At 48.7% G+C, this 17,050-nt stretch carries 19 protein-coding genes; 8 read left to right on the top strand and 11 right to left on the bottom strand.

All coding sequences use genetic code 11. The features are described 5' to 3' along the window. Positions 1-134 precede the first annotated feature (134 nt). Together EOE67_RS16735 and EOE67_RS16730 are read left to right on the top strand one after the other, a co-directional pair. Positions 135-413, top strand: coding sequence for an addiction module protein (locus EOE67_RS16735; RefSeq protein ID WP_240652852.1), 279 nt, complete (start codon positions 135-137; stop codon positions 411-413). Next, positions 410-727, top strand: coding sequence for a type II toxin-antitoxin system RelE/ParE family toxin (locus tag EOE67_RS16730; RefSeq protein WP_206099643.1), 318 nt, complete (start codon positions 410-412; stop codon positions 725-727). The genes EOE67_RS16735 and EOE67_RS16730 overlap by 4 nt, the downstream gene beginning before the upstream one ends. A gap of 180 nt (positions 728-907) precedes the next feature. On the opposite strand, the gene EOE67_RS16725 is transcribed toward EOE67_RS16730, so the two are convergent. After that, entirely contained in the window at positions 908-1,132 is a 225-nt protein-coding gene (locus EOE67_RS16725; protein ID WP_240652851.1) for a helix-turn-helix domain-containing protein, read from the bottom strand. Positions 1,133-1,392: 260 nt separating this feature from the next. Here EOE67_RS16725 and EOE67_RS16720 point away from each other — a divergent pair, with 260 nt between their 5' ends. Then, a complete protein-coding gene (locus EOE67_RS16720) occupies positions 1,393-2,049 on the top strand; it encodes a hypothetical protein (protein WP_127700477.1) in 657 nt (218 codons plus the stop codon). Between the two features lie 242 nt (positions 2,050-2,291). Next, positions 2,292-2,648 (top strand): alpha/beta fold hydrolase, encoded by a 357-nt coding sequence (locus tag EOE67_RS16715; protein ID WP_240652850.1) that lies wholly within the window; start codon positions 2,292-2,294, stop codon positions 2,646-2,648. 68 nt (positions 2,649-2,716) lie between these two features. Here EOE67_RS16715 and EOE67_RS16710 read toward each other — a convergent pair whose 3' ends face one another. Then, complete coding sequence (locus EOE67_RS16710) at positions 2,717-3,487, bottom strand: DUF4386 domain-containing protein (RefSeq protein ID WP_127700476.1); 771 nt, start codon at positions 3,485-3,487, stop codon at positions 2,717-2,719. 285 nt (positions 3,488-3,772) lie between these two features. Between EOE67_RS16710 and EOE67_RS20555 the strand changes: the two genes are divergently transcribed. Then, positions 3,773-3,913: a hypothetical protein gene (locus tag EOE67_RS20555; RefSeq protein WP_164852402.1), complete on the top strand. Its 141-nt coding sequence runs from the start codon at positions 3,773-3,775 to the stop codon at positions 3,911-3,913. 95 nt (positions 3,914-4,008) lie between these two features. Here the strand turns inward: EOE67_RS20555 and EOE67_RS16705 are convergent, their stop codons facing one another. From EOE67_RS16705 to EOE67_RS16690, 4 genes are all read right to left on the bottom strand, one after another. Continuing rightward, positions 4,009-4,767, bottom strand: a complete 759-nt coding sequence (locus EOE67_RS16705) for an endonuclease NucS domain-containing protein (protein WP_127700475.1) — start codon at positions 4,765-4,767, stop codon at positions 4,009-4,011. A 71-nt stretch (positions 4,768-4,838) separates the two neighbouring features. Further along, complete coding sequence (locus EOE67_RS16700; protein WP_127700474.1) at positions 4,839-5,099, bottom strand: DUF2442 domain-containing protein; 261 nt, start codon at positions 5,097-5,099, stop codon at positions 4,839-4,841. Between the two features lie 3 nt (positions 5,100-5,102). Continuing rightward, complete coding sequence (locus tag EOE67_RS16695; RefSeq protein ID WP_127700473.1) at positions 5,103-5,360, bottom strand: DUF4160 domain-containing protein; 258 nt, start codon at positions 5,358-5,360, stop codon at positions 5,103-5,105. Positions 5,361-5,448: 88 nt separating this feature from the next. Then, positions 5,449-6,393: a LysR family transcriptional regulator gene (locus EOE67_RS16690; protein WP_127700472.1), complete on the bottom strand. Its 945-nt coding sequence runs from the start codon at positions 6,391-6,393 to the stop codon at positions 5,449-5,451. Positions 6,394-6,611: 218 nt separating this feature from the next. On the opposite strand from EOE67_RS16690, the gene EOE67_RS16685 reads away from it, so the two are divergent. After that, entirely contained in the window at positions 6,612-7,406 is a 795-nt protein-coding gene (locus EOE67_RS16685) for an SDR family NAD(P)-dependent oxidoreductase (RefSeq protein ID WP_240652848.1), read from the top strand. A 106-nt stretch (positions 7,407-7,512) separates the two neighbouring features. Here EOE67_RS16685 and EOE67_RS16680 read toward each other — a convergent pair whose 3' ends face one another. The 3 genes from EOE67_RS16680 to EOE67_RS16670 all read right to left on the bottom strand — a co-directional run bounded on the left by EOE67_RS16680 (position 7,513) and on the right by EOE67_RS16670 (position 10,509). After that, positions 7,513-7,803: a type II toxin-antitoxin system RelE/ParE family toxin gene (locus EOE67_RS16680; protein WP_127700471.1), complete on the bottom strand. Its 291-nt coding sequence runs from the start codon at positions 7,801-7,803 to the stop codon at positions 7,513-7,515. After that, positions 7,804-8,073: a type II toxin-antitoxin system Phd/YefM family antitoxin gene (locus EOE67_RS16675; protein ID WP_127700470.1), complete on the bottom strand. Its 270-nt coding sequence runs from the start codon at positions 8,071-8,073 to the stop codon at positions 7,804-7,806. Between the two features lie 123 nt (positions 8,074-8,196). Then, on the bottom strand, positions 8,197-10,509 hold the full coding sequence (locus EOE67_RS16670) for an exonuclease domain-containing protein (RefSeq protein ID WP_127700469.1): 2,313 nt from the start codon (positions 10,507-10,509) through the stop codon (positions 8,197-8,199). 231 nt (positions 10,510-10,740) lie between these two features. Here EOE67_RS16670 and EOE67_RS16665 point away from each other — a divergent pair, with 231 nt between their 5' ends. Continuing rightward, positions 10,741-11,511 carry a tellurite resistance TerB family protein gene (locus EOE67_RS16665; protein WP_127700468.1) on the top strand — a complete coding sequence of 257 codons (771 nt, stop codon included), beginning with the start codon at positions 10,741-10,743 and terminating at the stop codon, positions 11,509-11,511. Between the two features lie 226 nt (positions 11,512-11,737). On the opposite strand, the gene EOE67_RS16660 is transcribed toward EOE67_RS16665, so the two are convergent. Continuing rightward, positions 11,738-12,538 carry a hypothetical protein gene (locus EOE67_RS16660; protein WP_127700467.1) on the bottom strand — a complete coding sequence of 267 codons (801 nt, stop codon included), beginning with the start codon at positions 12,536-12,538 and terminating at the stop codon, positions 11,738-11,740. Next, entirely contained in the window at positions 12,538-14,013 is a 1,476-nt protein-coding gene (gene glpK, locus EOE67_RS16655; RefSeq protein ID WP_127700466.1) for a glycerol kinase GlpK, read from the bottom strand. Before glpK ends, EOE67_RS16660 begins: the two co-directional genes overlap by 1 nt. Positions 14,014-14,501: 488 nt before the next feature. Here glpK and EOE67_RS16650 point away from each other — a divergent pair, with 488 nt between their 5' ends. Next, positions 14,502-17,024 (top strand): ExeM/NucH family extracellular endonuclease, encoded by a 2,523-nt coding sequence (locus EOE67_RS16650; protein ID WP_127700465.1) that lies wholly within the window; start codon positions 14,502-14,504, stop codon positions 17,022-17,024. Positions 17,025-17,050 lie beyond the last annotated feature (26 nt).

The following is a 17,050-nucleotide window of genomic DNA, read 5'->3' as shown; positions in this document are numbered from 1 at the left end:
TGAATCATTGCTTGTGAGTCTGTAGTGGGCAAAGTTTTTATCATCGTGCACTTAGGTGCTGAAAGGTTGTTAAGAAGGCTGCGAAATTGAAAGCATCATCATACCTGACCTTGTTATAGCGGGTATTTTGATGCATGATTTATTCATCACCATCTGGCAAGATTTGGATGAATCCAATGGAAACCGTACAACTTAAAAGCATCAAAAACGCCGCCATGAGTTTGCCCGAAAAAGAACGGGCGCAACTTGCACATGATCTGGTCGCAAGTTTGGACGGTTCCGCTGATATGAGTGTAATTGAAGCCTGGGATGCAGAAATTTGCCGTCGAATCAACGAGATTGAATCTGGCAACGCTGAACTTCTTGATGCAAGCGAAGCCATTTCGCTGGCCAGAGCCCGGATTAAGGCTTGAACTTGCAGGTAAAAGTTACCGCTGAAGCTACCACAGAATTAATTGAGGCCGCGGCTTGGTACGAACTGGCTGCTCCCGGTTTGGGCGCTCAGCTAATTGATAGCTTTGAGCAGGCGACAATCATCCTGAGCGAACAAAATCCTCCATTAGTACCAGCAACAGGCGAAGCAGCAAAGCTTGGAGCCAAACGACTGATTCTCCAAAGATTTCCTTTTTCTTTAGTGATCATTGCAAATGATGAATTGATTACCGTGGTCGCCTTCGCGCACCATTCAAGAAAACCCGGCTACTGGCGTGAACGGCACCCTACTTAATTTTAATTCAAAGAAGTTAAGCGGTGTTTTTCAATCAACACCAGCCCGCAACACACTACCAACCCCATCATCACCGCAAAAGGAAATATTAAAAACAACTTTGGTTTTAGCCAGATCCCGAAAAGCGGCAGCTATTCCAGCCACAACTGCAGATAAGTCCGGCCAGCGCTCTGCGCGTGACTACTGCAACTGCAACCACGCTCTGGGACTGCTGCCGGTTTTGCGCCGAAAGGTGCGGGCCAGCGCCGATGGGCTTTCATAACCTACCTCATCGGCGATCAGCGCGATTGGACGGCCTTCGCGCAGCAGTTTTTGCGCCAGACTGACCCGCCAGCTCGCCAGATAATCGGCCGGGGTGACCCCAACCACTTTATGAAATTTGGCGGCAAAACTAGCCCTGGACATACTGGCGGCGCTCAGGATGCAGGGTCAAGTCTTGCTTTTTGCCTTTAGTTGAATGGCTCAATAGGGCAAAAGTCAAGACTTGACCCCGTTGGTTCGGAGTCATTAGATGAAAAATTATTTTATTTTTTACAAATAGGAATGTTATCTTCCATGGCGGAATTAATCTTTGAAGAATTTTAATAACATTACCTTGATCACTATTAATTTATTAATTATATTTATCTATCGCACGCCCCATATATAACAATAAGGATAACTAAATGAAACATGATGATTTCATGTCTTCGGCAGGCATAGCATTAATACCCACAATTATAATAAGCGCTGCATCTAACCTTAGTACATTTGGAACAATTTCTGTTTATGCATTACTTCTTTTTATAATAGCTATAATCATTGAATCATCCAAGGAAAATGAAGAAAAAACAGAAATCCAAAAATATTTAAAAGACCCTAGTGTAGTTTACGATAACCACACAAATGATAATATCGGTAGCAAATCTAACTATTCACCAAAGATAGATGAATCTTCGCAAACTAAAGATAAGCCAAAATATTTTGATATTGGCATGGATAAAGTTTTAGAGCTAGAGCAAATTTCCGAAATTTTAAAATTTTTTAGAGCAGGGAAACCAACAACTTGGTTGTCTATTTCATTTTTTAAGTATGGAGATGAAGGTGTATTTAAAGTAGAACATGTATCTATAGAAGCGGCCAGTATGTTTATTAGGATTATGATTGAGCATAAATGTTCAGAAAAGGAAGTGGCTCGTTTATTGATTCAAAAAGAATTCGAAATAGCAGAAATCATACATCAATGCATGCCAGATTATCCCCATTACGAAACTGCAGCACATGAAATTTACCTCAGAGCTATACAACATGGGGACATTAATAAGCCTGCCTTATGCATATAAAAAAATACAACTTCTGATAAATATTACTTTCTAATCGTAATGCAATTCAAAATTTTTGCTCTAAGCCATTTTCAATTTATCAGCTGTTTCGATAACTATGTAAATGTCATAAAGGCTTATCTACAGGATGCAGGGTCAAGTCTTGCTTTTTGCCTTTAGTTGAATGGCTCAATAGGGCAAAAGTCAAGACTTGACCCCGTTGGTTCGCAGGTGGCACCTTAGGCCCAACACTGGCTGCGCCTGTGGTATTAAAAGACGGCAACAAAGATTTGTATATTCAGCAGGATAAATTTGGCGCTCAGTTTGCCGCTGACGTACCAGCCGTCGAAGCCGCTTTAATGGCCGCCACACAGCGCCCGGTCACCGAAGCGGCCTTGCACGAAGCATCAGGTGCACCGACCTGGAAAACCATTCCATCCTGGGCGATTTACGGCACCGCCGATAAAAACATTCCGGCTGCGGCGATGAAATTTATGGCTAAACGTGCCGGTGCTAAACGGATTGTCGAAATCGCCGATGCCTCTCACGTGGTGATGACGTCGAATCCCAAACAAGTGGCCGAACTGATTGTTGAAGCGGCCGAAGCGACAGCCAACTAACTGCACTTCGTAAATCGCAGATGGTGAAAAAACCAATGCCCTGAACAACAGTCAGGGCATTGGTGCTGTTAAGGATTTAGATTCCCGTTGGGGTGTTCGTCTGGCTGACTTGGTTCATCAGCCGTTTGCTGCAAGGCCTGCCATTTCGACATATTCACCCCTTTGACCACCATCCACAGACTCAACGTCAACTCGCCGACCAGCACCGGCAGATAAATCCATGGAAATAACAAGGGTGCAATATCCAGCGCCAACAAGATCGCGCTGCTGTTCACGAGATAACAAACCCCGGCCAGCGTCAGCAATCTGCCGATAAATTTTGGAAAAAGCTCAGATTTTACAATCAGATAACCACGGATCACACAGGCGATGCCAAAAAAGATCAAGCCGGCGGCAAAGCCATAGTTATACATCCGCACCGATAGATAAGACCAGGCCGCCAGCTGCTCAGTGGAAAAAGCACTCAAATAAGCAGCGCCACCTAACAAGATCAGCGGGATGAAGAGTGTTAGTTTATTCGCCACCAACACCGCAGTCTGGATCAGGTTAAAACAAGTGGCCGCCAGATTCAGACCGGCACCGACCCGTTTAAACAACAAATACATCAACACAATAATTGGGATATCCAGCACCTGCATCATCAGGTCGGTGAAAATCCCCATACGCCACAACGAAGATGAGGCCTTTATATTTTGCGCCGTTGCAACAGCATCACCACCAACCACCAGCGTGCCACGCACATAGCTCTCGCCAAATAAGCCCAACACAATAATCGCCAGATAAAACACGCCGGCAAGACGCACATAAAACTGCGGTGAACGTACAAATGATTCCGTCATGACCCGGCCTTTGATTGCAAAAAATTCTGAGATGCTTTGGCACAGCATCGTTACATCTGCAGCAGCAGATAAAAACCTGCCTCTTCAGCTATTTGTAAAACAGCCACCTTGCCGTTGCAACCAGTACTTTGTAAGCAAAATGCTGAACACGACCGCTGCAGAGACTACAATGAGCTCCACAAATACCAGCTGACTAACGAAACTTTTCGAAAAGTGAAACAGGCGAATGTCAGCGTGCAAAAAAGCCTGGTCGCACGCACCGGTTCCGACAGCGCCAGGCAGTGAGTGCCGCAACTGGCACAACTTGCTGATGATAATGACGATTATTTCTTTGGGATTTTAACAACGGACGAGCAGCAACAGCTCAGGCAGCTGCTGGAGAAACTGCGCTCACATCATCAGTTGCTGACACGACCGGTGGAGTGATTTGCAAATGCCAGATAAATTCGGCGGCTTTTGTTGCTGCATTTGGATCAGAGACAAGTGTGTATGACTATAGTTATTCGGCAAACATCGTCGACCTAGCAACTCGCGATAGCCTCTACATCCACCTTACGCAATACAACTGACAACTCATATTCATAAAGTGACACTTGCGGCATATATGAACATGCAAGCTTCAAATCTTCCGATATTTCGCGTGCCGCGATAATACCTCTTACACCTTGACTTGGTTCCGCATGATGTTTTTCGATCCAAGCCATATATCGAAGAAGTTGCCCAACAACCCGGTCATAGCCACGAGAAACCTTGAGTTCAATAACGACGAAATTTCCTTGAGAATCCAATGCCAGTATGTCGACAAAACGTCCACCAACTGGAAACTCGATACCTGAAATTCCTTCGTCTTTATATAGAGTTAAACCCGGTTCAATATGCGACAGATTTTTTGCCAGAAAATCACGTAGATCACTTTCATACGCAAATTCACTTAGACGTTTAACTTCGTCAGACTCTGAGAATTGTTCTTGAGCAGTCAAAACATCTGACTTAGAGTGAATTGGGGCTGGATCCGTCGCCGGATCGTAGAGCCTAAAATGTGAACCATCGATTTGAAATAACAAATCTTCTTCATCCCTTACTGTGTGGTGTAAGCGACTCGGAGCATTCGTTGAAAAGCGAACCAAATGGGCGTCAATAGTACCTTCTTTGATCTTTGGATAGTTTTTAGCAAACCAGTCACGCGCATCATTTTTCGAAAACTGCAAACTAGGCTTCGGGGTCAATTCGAAAATCATGTTTCTGATCAAAACGCGAACTGGATAATCGTAGATCGGCACAACACCTCCTTATTTACGTGATTGGCTTAGTATTCTAAGTCAACAGCATAAATGCATCGACACCAACCAATTTAAACTTTTTGGACCGGAGCCAATTGTTCGATATGCAATTTTTTCAGGAACTCAGGTGCTAAATCTGCACCGTTTGGCCACACGACAGTTTCCAGTTCCGGGTCGACCGATACTTTTTGAAACATCGCTATGGATTGCAGTGGTTCAAAAACTGGTCCTTTGAGCACGCCATCAAGATCGATTTCTCCTGAGGTTCCATCATCAAAAGCCACCCAAATTTTGTAATCGACCACGTATTTTGCAGATGTTATATGCAACATAAATTACTCCAAGGGTGCGATAGAATTCAGCGGTTCACCGACTTTTGCTCGTCGCCAGTTTTCTTCCAGTTCGGCCCTATGCAAGGTAATCCATTCTTGCACAAATGTGGAAGCACGTTTTGGAAGATTTCCTTCCAGTATGGTGCCATCAAATGAGAATAATGCTTCGTACTCAGAGTATTTGGCATGAAAATGTGGGGGATTGTGATCATTAAAGTACATGGCAATTAAAATCCCATAAAAACGACTGATCACCGGCATTTTCAAATCCTCTGCTCAATTTAAACTCAATGTTATGACATTTTCCGGGTGAGTCAATTCAGCATCGCCGCACTTTCATCATACCTTGCTAAACCTCTGGTTGCGTCAGATAAACCTGCAACTCCTGCTCAAACCACTGCATAAATAGCCTTAATCTGGCCGGAACATGGCGCCGATGCGGGTATAACATCGCGACCGGCATTGCGGGCGCGCGATACTCTGGCAGAATTTGTTGCAGCTGGCAGCTTTCAAGTAAGTGCCGCACACCGCCTAGTGGTGCCTGAATAATGCCGAACCCGGCCAAACAAGCGGTGGCGTAAGCGTCGGTATTATTCACTGTGATTGCAGCGTGCATTTTGACCCGCTGCAGTTTGTTTCCCGATACAAGCTTGCCAGCTTCCAGATATTCAAAACAACTGTCGCGGTTGCCAAAATGCGGCGCGTAATGCACCAGCTGATGGCGTCCGGCTGAACTTGCAAGTTCGTCCGGATGCGTTGGGATACCGAATTTTGCCAGATACGCCGGACTCGCCAGATTCAGCAGCGGCATCGATGGCAAAGCTCGCGCCACCAGGCCTAAATCTTCCACCGCCCCCACTCGCACCACACAATCAATCCCTTCGGCAATCAAGTCCATCTTGCGATCGGTACAACTGATTTCAAATTCGAGTTTTGGGTGTAACGCCTGAAATTCCGCTAACTTCGGGAACAACAACGCCCGCGCCATGACTGTGGGTAAATCAATCCGCAACCGACCGGATACTTCGGCATTTTGCTGTTGAAACAGATGCTCGACTTCATCAAATTCCGCCAGCAAATCTTTGCAGCGCTGATAAAACAACTGGCCATCCTGCGTCAGTTGTACCTTGCGGGTGGTGCGTTGCAGCAAACGGCTGCCCAGATGATTTTCCAGTTGTTGCACCAGAGTCGAGACATAGGTCTTGGATAAATCAAGTTCAACACTGGCGGCGGTAAAGCTTTGCAGCTCGGCCACCCGTGCAAATACCTGCATCGCCTGAATTCGATCCTGCATCTGAATTGATCCTGCTTGTTTGTTCTGACAACCGGGCTGTTCCGGCTACCTACCTTCCAACCTAACTACCTTTCGGTTACTGCAGCGGGCTTTGACAGCTTCATTGTCAGCTATTAACAAACAGTCTATCCACTCGAGCAGCGTTTATCCAACTTCTGCTTAGCAATACACTGGTGCCAGTTCGAAATACAGCAGCTAAACAATCCCAGGAGAGCACCATGTCGCACATGACAACCTCAACAACAATTCAATCTGCAGCGCCAAAAATCGCCTTAATCACCGGCGCCAGTCGTGGTCTCGGTAAAAATATGGCACTGCAGTTGGCCAAACAAGGTGTTGATTTGATTCTGACTTATCAACACAACGCCGATGACGCCGCCGCTGTGGTGGCCGAAGTGGCACAACTCGGCCGTAAAGCGGTAGCATTGCAACTCGATGTTGGACAAAGCCAGCAGTTCGGCGACTTTGCCGCGGCGGTACAGCAACAGTTGCAACAACAGTGGCAGCGTAGTCGGTTTGATTTTCTGGTCAATAACGCCGGGATTGGCATTCACGTGCCGATGATCGAGACCAGCGTCGAACAGTTTGATTTACTGATGAATATTCACGTCAAAGGGCCGTTTTTCCTGACGCAGCAGTTACTGCCGTTGCTGGCTAGAGGCGGCCGTATTGTGAATGTGTCGACCGGCCTGACCCGTTTTGCTATTCCGGGTTATGGCGCTTACGCCACTATGAAAGGCGCGGTGGAAACCATGACCAAATATTGGGCAAAGGAGCTCGGCGAACGTGGCATTCGTGTCAACGTGCTTGCTCCCGGCGCCATTGAAACCGACTTTGGCGGTGGTGCAGTGCGTGACAATGCAGGTATCAATCAGTTTATCGCCAGTCAAACCGCCTTGGGCCGCGTTGGCCAGCCGGATGATATCGGCGGTGCTTTGGCGTTATTGCTCAGCGATCAGGCAGGTTGGATCAATGCCCAGCGGATTGAAGCTTCGGGTGGGATGTTTTTATAGGATCATGTTCGAAAGGTATAAACGCATCAATCATCGGCGGCTGCATGTCGCCGGTGATACTGTGGTCGTCTGATGACTTACGTCACTACGTCAAGTTACTTCAAACCTACGGTGGCAATATCAACAACCGCTCACTTCGCCACACCCGGATCAGTTGTACGGAATCAACTTCACGTAAATAGACGATACGAAATGGCGGATAGATAATTTCACGAATTTGCAGCTGAGCAAACTCTGGTACTATCCGGCCTGCATCCGGATGCGCGACAATCATCTCAATCTGCTGAAAAATTTCCTGCAATATTTTCTGCCCAACATCAGCACTACCTTGTTCCAGATAATATTGCTGGATCTGCTGTAGATCAGCCAGAGCAGACTGCGCAATGTTCAGGATCATTCAACTGATCCCCAACCGTTTTTTAGCCTCTTCGACAGTTACAGTATTGCCTTGCCGGATATCTGCCAACCCTTGGGCAATCGCTTTTACAAACCGCAACTCTTCTGCTGACTTTTCATAGTCGTCCAATCCTTGCACGACTGCGACGCCGCGTCCCCGGCTGGTCAACAAGATGGGGCGGTGTGTGTCGTTGGTTCGATGCACGACCTTACCCGGATTCACTTTCAGATCGGATAATGGAATGACATCTTCAGAAAATTTTGTTTGCATCACAGCCTTCTGCTATTGAGTTATGCTGAATAGCGCCATTATTAGCACCTGTCTACAGGTGCGGTCAACGGTGATATTTGCGATAGCTGACATTTTATTTAAACGTCAGCCGCAACGGCCACCTCAATCCTGCAGCACCACCCCCACCAACGTTTTCGCCTGAATCAGCTTCAACAGCTCCACCGTCGCTCTGGCATCAGCGGCAGCGCGATGGTGGTTATGCAGTGGAATTTCAAAATGTTGCGCCAACTTGCCAAGGCTGTAACTGGCAAGCCCCGGGTAAGCTCGGCGCATTTGCACCACGGTGCAAAACTTCGGTAGTTGCAGCGGATAACCACAACGGCCAAGTTCTGCTCGGACAAAACCGTAGTCAAAATTAACGTTGTGGGCAACAAAAATACTGTCGCCGATAAATTCCGAAAGCTTGGCGGCAATTTCGGAAAATAGCGGAGCTGATGCCACCATCTCGTTGGTGATGCCGGTTAATTTCTGGATAAAATAAGGAATGCGCCGCTGCGGGTTCACCAGGCTGGAAAACTCATCGATAATCTCGCCGTATTGCACTTTGTAAGCGGCAATGTCGGTGATGCGATCGTTCTCTGCTTTGCCACCGGTGGTTTCAACGTCAATCACCACATAAACCCGATCCGGACTTTGCCACCACTGCACTTGCATCAGCGACACCGCAAAGCCAAACTCGCGCAGGCTCATCAATCGGGTGAGCTGGTTGCGCCTTAAACTGTCGCCGACGGCTTTGAGTTCCACCAACTGGATTTCTGGCGTGCCAGCGGCACTTTCTCTGGCCAGCAATAAATCCGGAAAACCGCTGCTGCAACGACGAAAATCCTGTGCCATCTGCCGGATGATTTTCGAAAGCGTCCCAGCTGGCGCGCCATGCACCAATAACGGCAACATCGCCGCCAAATCCGGATGCCAGCTAAACACCGCATTGGCTTTTTGAAACTGTGCGCTGTAGGTTTTCAGCAGTTGTTTGACGGCAACGGCCGGATCGTCCAATAACGCGATTTGCTGTTCAATCAAGGCTTGCTGGCGCTGATAAAATTCGCCGCTGGTTAAATCACGCGGCCTTCGTTCAAACTCGTTGTAGATGGCACTTTGCTCAGACTCAAACAACGGCTGCCACAACAACAAGCCAAACAAGCCCAGCCAGAGTTCGTTTTCGGCATGAAACGCCTGATAACCCTGTTGCTTAAAATATTGCACTGCACCGCGTTCGGTTTGACCCAGATACAATTCGTCCAGCGTGATGGTGGCAGCGCTGCGTAAAAAGTCTGTCAAATCTGAGGTGGGTTTTTGCTGCAGTTTACGACTGGCAAAATCGCGGGCAAACCACAGTTCATCGTCGCAACTTGGGTTATCGAGCATTTGCTGAAGCTGTTGTTGCATGGCTTGCGCCATCTGCGGATCGGTGCGATTGGCATAAAACAACCGCAGCAGGCGTTCGGATGCCGGATAACTGGCGCTTTGCTGGTAAAAGCCGATGGCGAGTTGGGTTAATGCAGCGCGCTGACGATGAGCATCGTCTATTAAGACAACATCGCCACTGACGTGCGTGAGCAGCTTTTCTGTCAGCCGACCCAGCGCTGTGCATAACGCTTCCCGTTGCAACCGCGTGCGATCATCCAAAGGCTCAGGCCACGCCAGCATTTGTTGTTGCCATTGCCGCAATGCCGCTTCCTGAGCCAGTAGATCCAGACTTTTCCAGCCTTGCTGCAAAGTCTGCAGCTGTGGTTTTAACCGGGCATATGCAAAAGCCGCCAGCGCCTGATCGCGGTCGGTGTAACGCGCCTGAAATTCTTGTTTAAAACCACTGCCCGGCAGAATGCCTAAATCGCGTAGTGTAAATGCGGTTAGGCTGGTTTCAAAACGGCCAAAATACAGGAAATACAGATACTGCAATTCGGTTTGCGCCCGCAGTGCGACCAGTTCGCCATGCTGCTCAGACCATAATTGGATCGAGCCTGGCGTAAGTAGCTGATGTTGTTCTATATACTGCTGGATCTGCGGTTTGGTACTGGCTTTTTTGAGGACGGGCAACACTGGATCCAGTTCACCACCCGCCAAAGTAACCAGCTCCAGCAAATGCTCTTTATTGGCGCGTTGTAGCCAATCAGCGAGATCTTCGGCAGTTGATGGCCTATCCAGTAATCCTGCGTGAAACAGCATCGCCACCGCGGCCGCTTGATCTGGCACTTCGTCGTATTCAACATCTTTGAGGGCAAACACCAGCCCTTTGCGGTTTAACAGCCGCACCCACAGCCGCTGGGCGGTTAATGGCAATTGCTGAAATTTTTCAATCAGTTGCAGATGCTTCGGCAACAATACGCTGTGATAACGACTGTGCAACACCGCCAGCAAATCGCGAAAATGGGTCAGATAATAATCCGGTGGTAACTGCAGTTGTGATGCGGCCATGGGCTATTTTATAAAAAACAGGGATATTTTGAGTGTATCAAAGACTGTATATTTGTACAGATTAAAACTATTGGCCGCCGCTTTCTACACTCAAAGTGTTACATTCAGATACAAAGCTTTGCCGATTGCTGCAACTTACGGCCTTGCTGTGAGGTCAGAGACAAAGTTAAGCTCTGACTATCTTGTCAGTTATGACACCCCTGCTTCACACGGAAATCACAAGGAAACCGGATGAATACTAAAAGTTTACTCGATCAGTTATTACGTTCAGGCAGCGAAATGTTGCAGGGGAAATCTTCTGGCAGCTCAGGCTATGGCCAATCAGGTTACGGTCAATCGACTTCTGGCAACAGCAACTACGGCCAGCAAAAAAGCCAAAGCAGCGGCAGTCTGACCGACACGCTGTCATCGTTGTTATCCGGTAAAGGTGGCGCCGCGATGGCCGGTGGTGCTTTAGGTTTGTTACTTGGCAGCAAGTCCGGCCGGAAAATGGGTGGCACGGTACTCACTTACGGTGGTTTAGCTGCGCTTGGTGCATTGGCGTTTAAAGCTTATCAAAATTATCAGCAGCAGAGCCCGGGGCAAAGTCAGCAATCAAATCCGGTGCAGCCTTTTGATCAGCTGTCTGCACCACAAGCCGAAGTGCATTGCACCGTGATTTTGGTGGCACTGATTGCAGCCGCCAAAGCCGATGGCCATATTGACGATCGTGAGCGTGAACTGATTGATGGCGAAGTGGCGAAATTAACCTCAGATCCTTCATTACAACAATGGGTTGATCGCGAGCTGAAAAAGCCGTTGGATCCAGCCGAAGTGGCTTCACACGCCAAAGATCAGGCGATGGCAGCAGAGATGTATCTGGCTAGTTTGCTCACGGTAGATGAGCAGAATTTTATGGAAAAATCCTATTTGCAGGAACTGGCGCGCCAGTTAAAGCTGGATCCGGCGTTGCAAGAGCAGTTGGCATTGCAAGTGAAACAAGCGGTAGCGGCAACGAGTTAAGGTTTGCTTGAACATATTTTTTTAAAAAGCCGGTTGATGGACTGACGCTTGCAGGCTTGTTGGCGGACTACCTGCGGTGAGTCCGCCCTACGCTTAACATACGTTTAAAGCATTGATTTGAAGATAAAAAACCGTAGGGCGCTACTCACCGCGTCAGCGGTAGTACGCCATTGACGGCAATCGCGGTTGTAGCCCGCGGTTTTCGAATGAATACCTTCTGCGTCATTTACCCTCGCAACAAAACTTCCTGCTCCAGGAAGTTTTTGGTTTTGCTAAATGCCTCCACCAAGCCAAACAGCTGATGTTTTTCCGCCAGTTGCAGCGCTTTGGTAAGCTGCTGCGGTTGTTTTGGCGGATGAATAAAACCACCAAGCCAGGGCGTTAAATCCGGGGACACCACCAACTTCACTTTGTCGCCCCATTTTTTCTGCAGCAAATCAAAGGTTTCCAGGCCAGCAGCGTCATAGTCAAAAGCACAATAGATGTCTTTGTACTGCGCCAGAAATGGCTGCAGTAACGCCGAACCAATGCGGGAACCAGATGCCAACGCTATATCGCTACTCGCCAGACTAAAATCCTGCACCAACATCTGCTGCGCCAAAGCGACAACTTCAGGATGGCGGAAGAAATTCTCTTCGTTTTCAATCAGTAACAAGCACTTTTTCGGCTGAAAATTCTGCAGTAGCTGCACGCTGCCATCAAACTTACTTTGCGCCAATACTAAATCGGGCCGAGCATCGGTTAATGCCTGGTGATACAACAGCAGATAACTATGTGAGGTATTGGCGCGGTGCGAATCGCCCTGCAAACTGGCGATTTGCCGGCTAGCCGGTTCCAGCGCGCTTTGCCACAACTGTTCAAACAACGCAGCATCAACAACACTGACCTGCCATTTTCCGGCGCCGACTACCCGCACTTTAAACAGCTCAGCCCGGCGCTGATAAAAGCCCGGCGGCAGTAATTGCAGCATTTTGCTGTACTGTACCGATTTACCGTCTTTAATTTGCTGCAGGTACTTTTTCAGCATCAGCTCAGCACCTTGTGTACTGCATGGCGCCAGTCTTCCAGCAACATAGCGCGCTCAGAAGCAGCCATTGCTGGTGTAAAGCATGTCACTGCTTTTTGCACCAACGCGGTTTCGGCCAAACTGCCGTACCAACCGGCTTGAACCCCCGCCAATAATGCCGCGCCATAAGCCGAGGTATCAGCCACAGCAGGCCTCAGCACCGTCAGATTCAACACATCGGCTAAGTGCTGACAGAACCAGTTGTTCGCCACCATACCACCGTCAATTTGCAGCTGACTGATACTGGCACCATCCGCTTGCATCGCCTGCAGCAAATCGCTGGTTTGATACACAACAGCTTCCAGCACAGCACGCGCCAGATGCGCTTTGCCGCTACCCAGGCTAAGGCCACTGAGACTGGCTTTGACATCAGAGCGCCAATAAGGCGCCGCCAAACCGGTAAATGCCGGCACTAAATACACACCACCGTTATCCGGCAGACTGGCTGCCAAGGCTTCAGTTTCACTGGCGCACTGGATAATACCCAGCTGATCGCGCAGCCATTTTACCGCCGCACCTGCAACAAAAATCGCCCCTTCCAGCGCATATTGGGTTTGCCCCTGCACCGTACTGGCGACAGTGCATAACAGCCGCTGTTCGGAAATCAGTGGCTGACAACCGGTATTTAACAGCGCAAAACAACCAGTGCCATATGTACTTTTTAACGAACCGCTACTGACACAACCCTGACCAATCGCCGCTGCTTGTTGATCGCCAATCAGCGCCAGAATTGGCAATTCAGTGCCAAACCATTTTGCATCGCAGCGGCCAAAATCATCGGCGCTTTGTTTCACCTGTGGCAACATTTCCAGCGGAATATCAAACAGCTGCAGTAACTCCGTATCCCAGCTTAGGCTTTGCAGGTTCAGCAATAAAGTGCGGCTGGCATTGCTGGTATCGGTGGCGTGTACTTTGCCGCCGGTTAGTCGCCACAGTAGAAAGCTATCGATAGTGCCAAAGGCCAGTTGCTGGTCATCTAGCGCTTGTTTGACTTCAGGCTGGTGGTCCAGCAACCAGCGGATTTTCGAAGCCGAAAAATATGGATCCAACTCCAGCCCGGTTTTTTTCCGCACCAGCGGCGCATGGATTTGAAGTTGTTGACAATAGTCCGCCGTGCGCCGATCTTGCCAGACGATAGCCGGCGCCAGCACGTCACCACTTTGTTGATGCCACAGCACTGTGGTTTCACGTTGATTGCTGATGCCGATGCCGGTCACCTCAAGATCCAACGCGACAGCTTGCGCCAGCACATCCCGGCATACCGCCAGCACCGATAACCAAATCAGTTCAGCATCCTGCTCCACCCAGCCCGATTGTGGAAAGTGGCAATTCAGCTCTTGTTGCGCTTGCGCAAGTAGCTCTCCGTCACGACTAAATAACATGGCGCGGCTAGACGAAGTACCTTGATCAATGGCCAGGATCACTGGTTGTGGCATGATTGCTCCGCAGGCAATAATGGCGGCGTCAAATGTTAACAAAACCGCCTGAAAAAACAGGTTTTAACCAGCTTAACGGCGAAGTGCTTACCTGCCAACTGCCGTGACCAAGGATGCTGAAAATTAATTCAAAAAAACTTAATTACTGATCCGTCCAGTAAATCAAAAGCTTAGCAAAAAAGTGTCAGGATACTTTACATAAATGAGATAACGTTTTGAAAAGCTTAATAACTCTATATTGAAATTGTCATAATTATTCTCTAATTTAGCCAAGCTGAACATCAACACCACAGTCATGATCTGTGGTGTATGAGTCCGATAGCAAAGTCGGCACTGTTAAATTTCCAACAAAGCGATCAACTGCAGAACTAACAAGAATCGACAAACAAATTAATCAAACAAATTAATCAAACAAATTAATCAAACAATTAACTAAAAAATTAAGAACACAAGTAACCAAACAATCAACCAACAGCCATGGAAACCCTATGAAATTTAAACTGCTCCTGCTGCCAGCGCTTTTGGCGCCCGCACTTCAGGCTGAACCTTTTATTTCTGAATATGTAGAAGGTTCTTCAAACAATAAAGCGCTGGAAATTTACAACCCTTCAAGCAGCCCGTTAAATCTAGCCGGTTACAGTATCAAAGTATTTTCAAACGGCGCCGTCACCGCCGGCAAAACCGTGAATTTATCCGGTGAAATTGCCGCCAAATCGGTGTTGGTGTTGGTTGATACCGCCGCAGTGCAAGAATTAAAAGACAAACAAACGTCCGCCAGCTTAACGCTCGGCTCAGGCAATTTTAACGGTGATGACGCCGTTGCGTTATACAACGGCACTACTTTGGTTGATGTCGTGGGTCAGATTGGTTTCCGTCCTGCGAGTAGCTGGGGCACTGGCGATATCAAAACCATCGATAAAACCCTGGTCCGCCAATCAACTGTCACTCAGGGCGACAACGATGGCAGTGATGCTTTTGACCCGGCAGCCCAATGGGTCTCTTTTGCCGTCAACACTTTCAGCAACCTGGGTTCTCATAGCATGGAAGGCGGTGGCGGCACGGATCCAGATCCGGACCCAACGCCGGATCCGTTGATCGGCGCCTGCGGTGAAACCGCAACTTTCATCAGCGCCATTCAGGGCAGCGGCACTGCATCAGCCGAAGTTGGCAAAATTCATATTATTGAAGGTATTGTCACTCAGCAACTGCAAACAGCCACTGGCTTTTATGTGCAGGAAGAAGCGGCAGATTCAGACAACAACCCAGCCACTTCCGAAGCAATCTTTATCTACAACAACGGCGTGACGGACTACCCGGCAGCGGGCAGCAAAGTGCGGATCATCGGTGTGGTTGAAGAATTCTTCACCAAAACCCAGTTAAAACGCTCAGCCGCATTGCTGGATTGTGGCCCGGGTGAAGCAATTGCTCCGGTAGCACTCAGCCTGCCGTTCAGCAATCTGACCGGCCTGGAAGCGCTGGAAAGTATGCAAGTGCAAATCGGTCAGTCGCTGACTGTGTCTGATACCTTCAGCCTCGGCACTTATGGTGAATTGGGTTTGTCGTCGAAACGTCTGTACACCCCAACCAACCAGTTCCGTCCGGGCACGGCTGAAGCCATCGCCCTTGCCGCGCAGAACAAGCTGGATAAAATCATTCTGGACGACCTGCAAAACGGCAAAAACCCGGCCAATATCAGCTACCCAGCGCCAGGTTTAACCATGAACAACCCGGTCCGTCTGGGCGATACGTTCAGTAATCTGCAAGGTGTGCTGGACTTCAGCTTCAGCGCCTGGCGGTTATTGCCAGCCGTCACGCCAACCCATACTGCCAGCAACCTGCGCCAGGACGCGCCAGAGCTGAAACGTCAGGACAGTCTGACCGTTGCCAGCTTTAACGTGCTGAACTACTTCAACGGGAACGGCGATGGCACGGGTTTCCCAACCTCACGCGGCGCCAACAGCACTGTGGAATTTGAACGTCAGGCTGACAAAATTGTCGCGGCTTTGGCGGCAATGGACGCAGATGTGGTAGGTCTGATGGAAATTGAAAACGACGGTTATGGTTCCGCCAGCGCTATCGTTGATTTAGTCAGCCGCCTGAATGCGGTGGCCGGTGCCGGCACTTATAGCTTCGCCAGCGTGCCAGGCAGCACCGCACTTGGTACTGATGAAATTTCCGTTGGCCTGATTTACAAAGCTGCTTCGGTAGTGCCGGTGGGTAATGCAGTTACCACCAGCAGCGGTGTGTTTGGTTTTGGTAACCGTCAACCATTGGTCCAAACCTTCAAAGAAGTGAAAACCAATGAAGTGTTCAGTGTGGCAGTCAACCACTTTAAATCAAAAGGCAGCTGCCCGGGTTCAACCAGTCCGGATCGCGACTTTAAAGATGGCCAAAGTTGCTGGAATGCGACCAGGGTGCAGGCTGCAACACAGCTGATGGCATTCTTAAACACCGCGCCTACCGGCAGCACCGATCCAGATGTACTGGTGATTGGTGACTTAAACGCTTACGCCAAAGAAGATCCAATTCATACCTTCGTTAGCGCTGGTTTTGTTAACCTGATTGAAAAACATCAGGGTAATCGTGGTTATGGCTACAGCTTCAGCGGTGAAAGTGGTTATCTGGACCACGCTCTGGCCAGCAGCAGCTTGTCATCGCAGGTGTCTTATGCCACTGAATGGCATATCAACTCCGACGAGCCGATTGTGTTTGACTACAACGTCGAAGACAAAACATCACAACAACAATCCGACTTGTATCAGGACACGCCGTTCCGCTCTTCTGACCACGATCCGGTCGTAGTAGAACTGGCACTGAGCACGGCAAAACCTGCTGATTTGGATAAAGACGGTGATGTTGATAACAACGATATCAACCTGTTTAACCAGTTACTGCGCAGTGGTGCGGTGCTGAGTTTAAGCTACGACTTTAACAAAGATGGCAAAGTGAACAGTACCGATGCGCGGGCGATGGCGGCGTTATGTACTTATGCCCGCTGCGCGATTAAATAAGCAGTCTGCTTCGCACATGACCGCAG

This window comes from Rheinheimera riviphila, from assembly GCF_004005945.1.
Taxonomy (GTDB): Bacteria; Pseudomonadota; Gammaproteobacteria; order Enterobacterales; family Alteromonadaceae; genus Pararheinheimera; species Pararheinheimera riviphila.
Note: the sequence above shows the minus strand (reverse complement) of the source record. Positions and strands in the feature narration are given on the sequence as shown.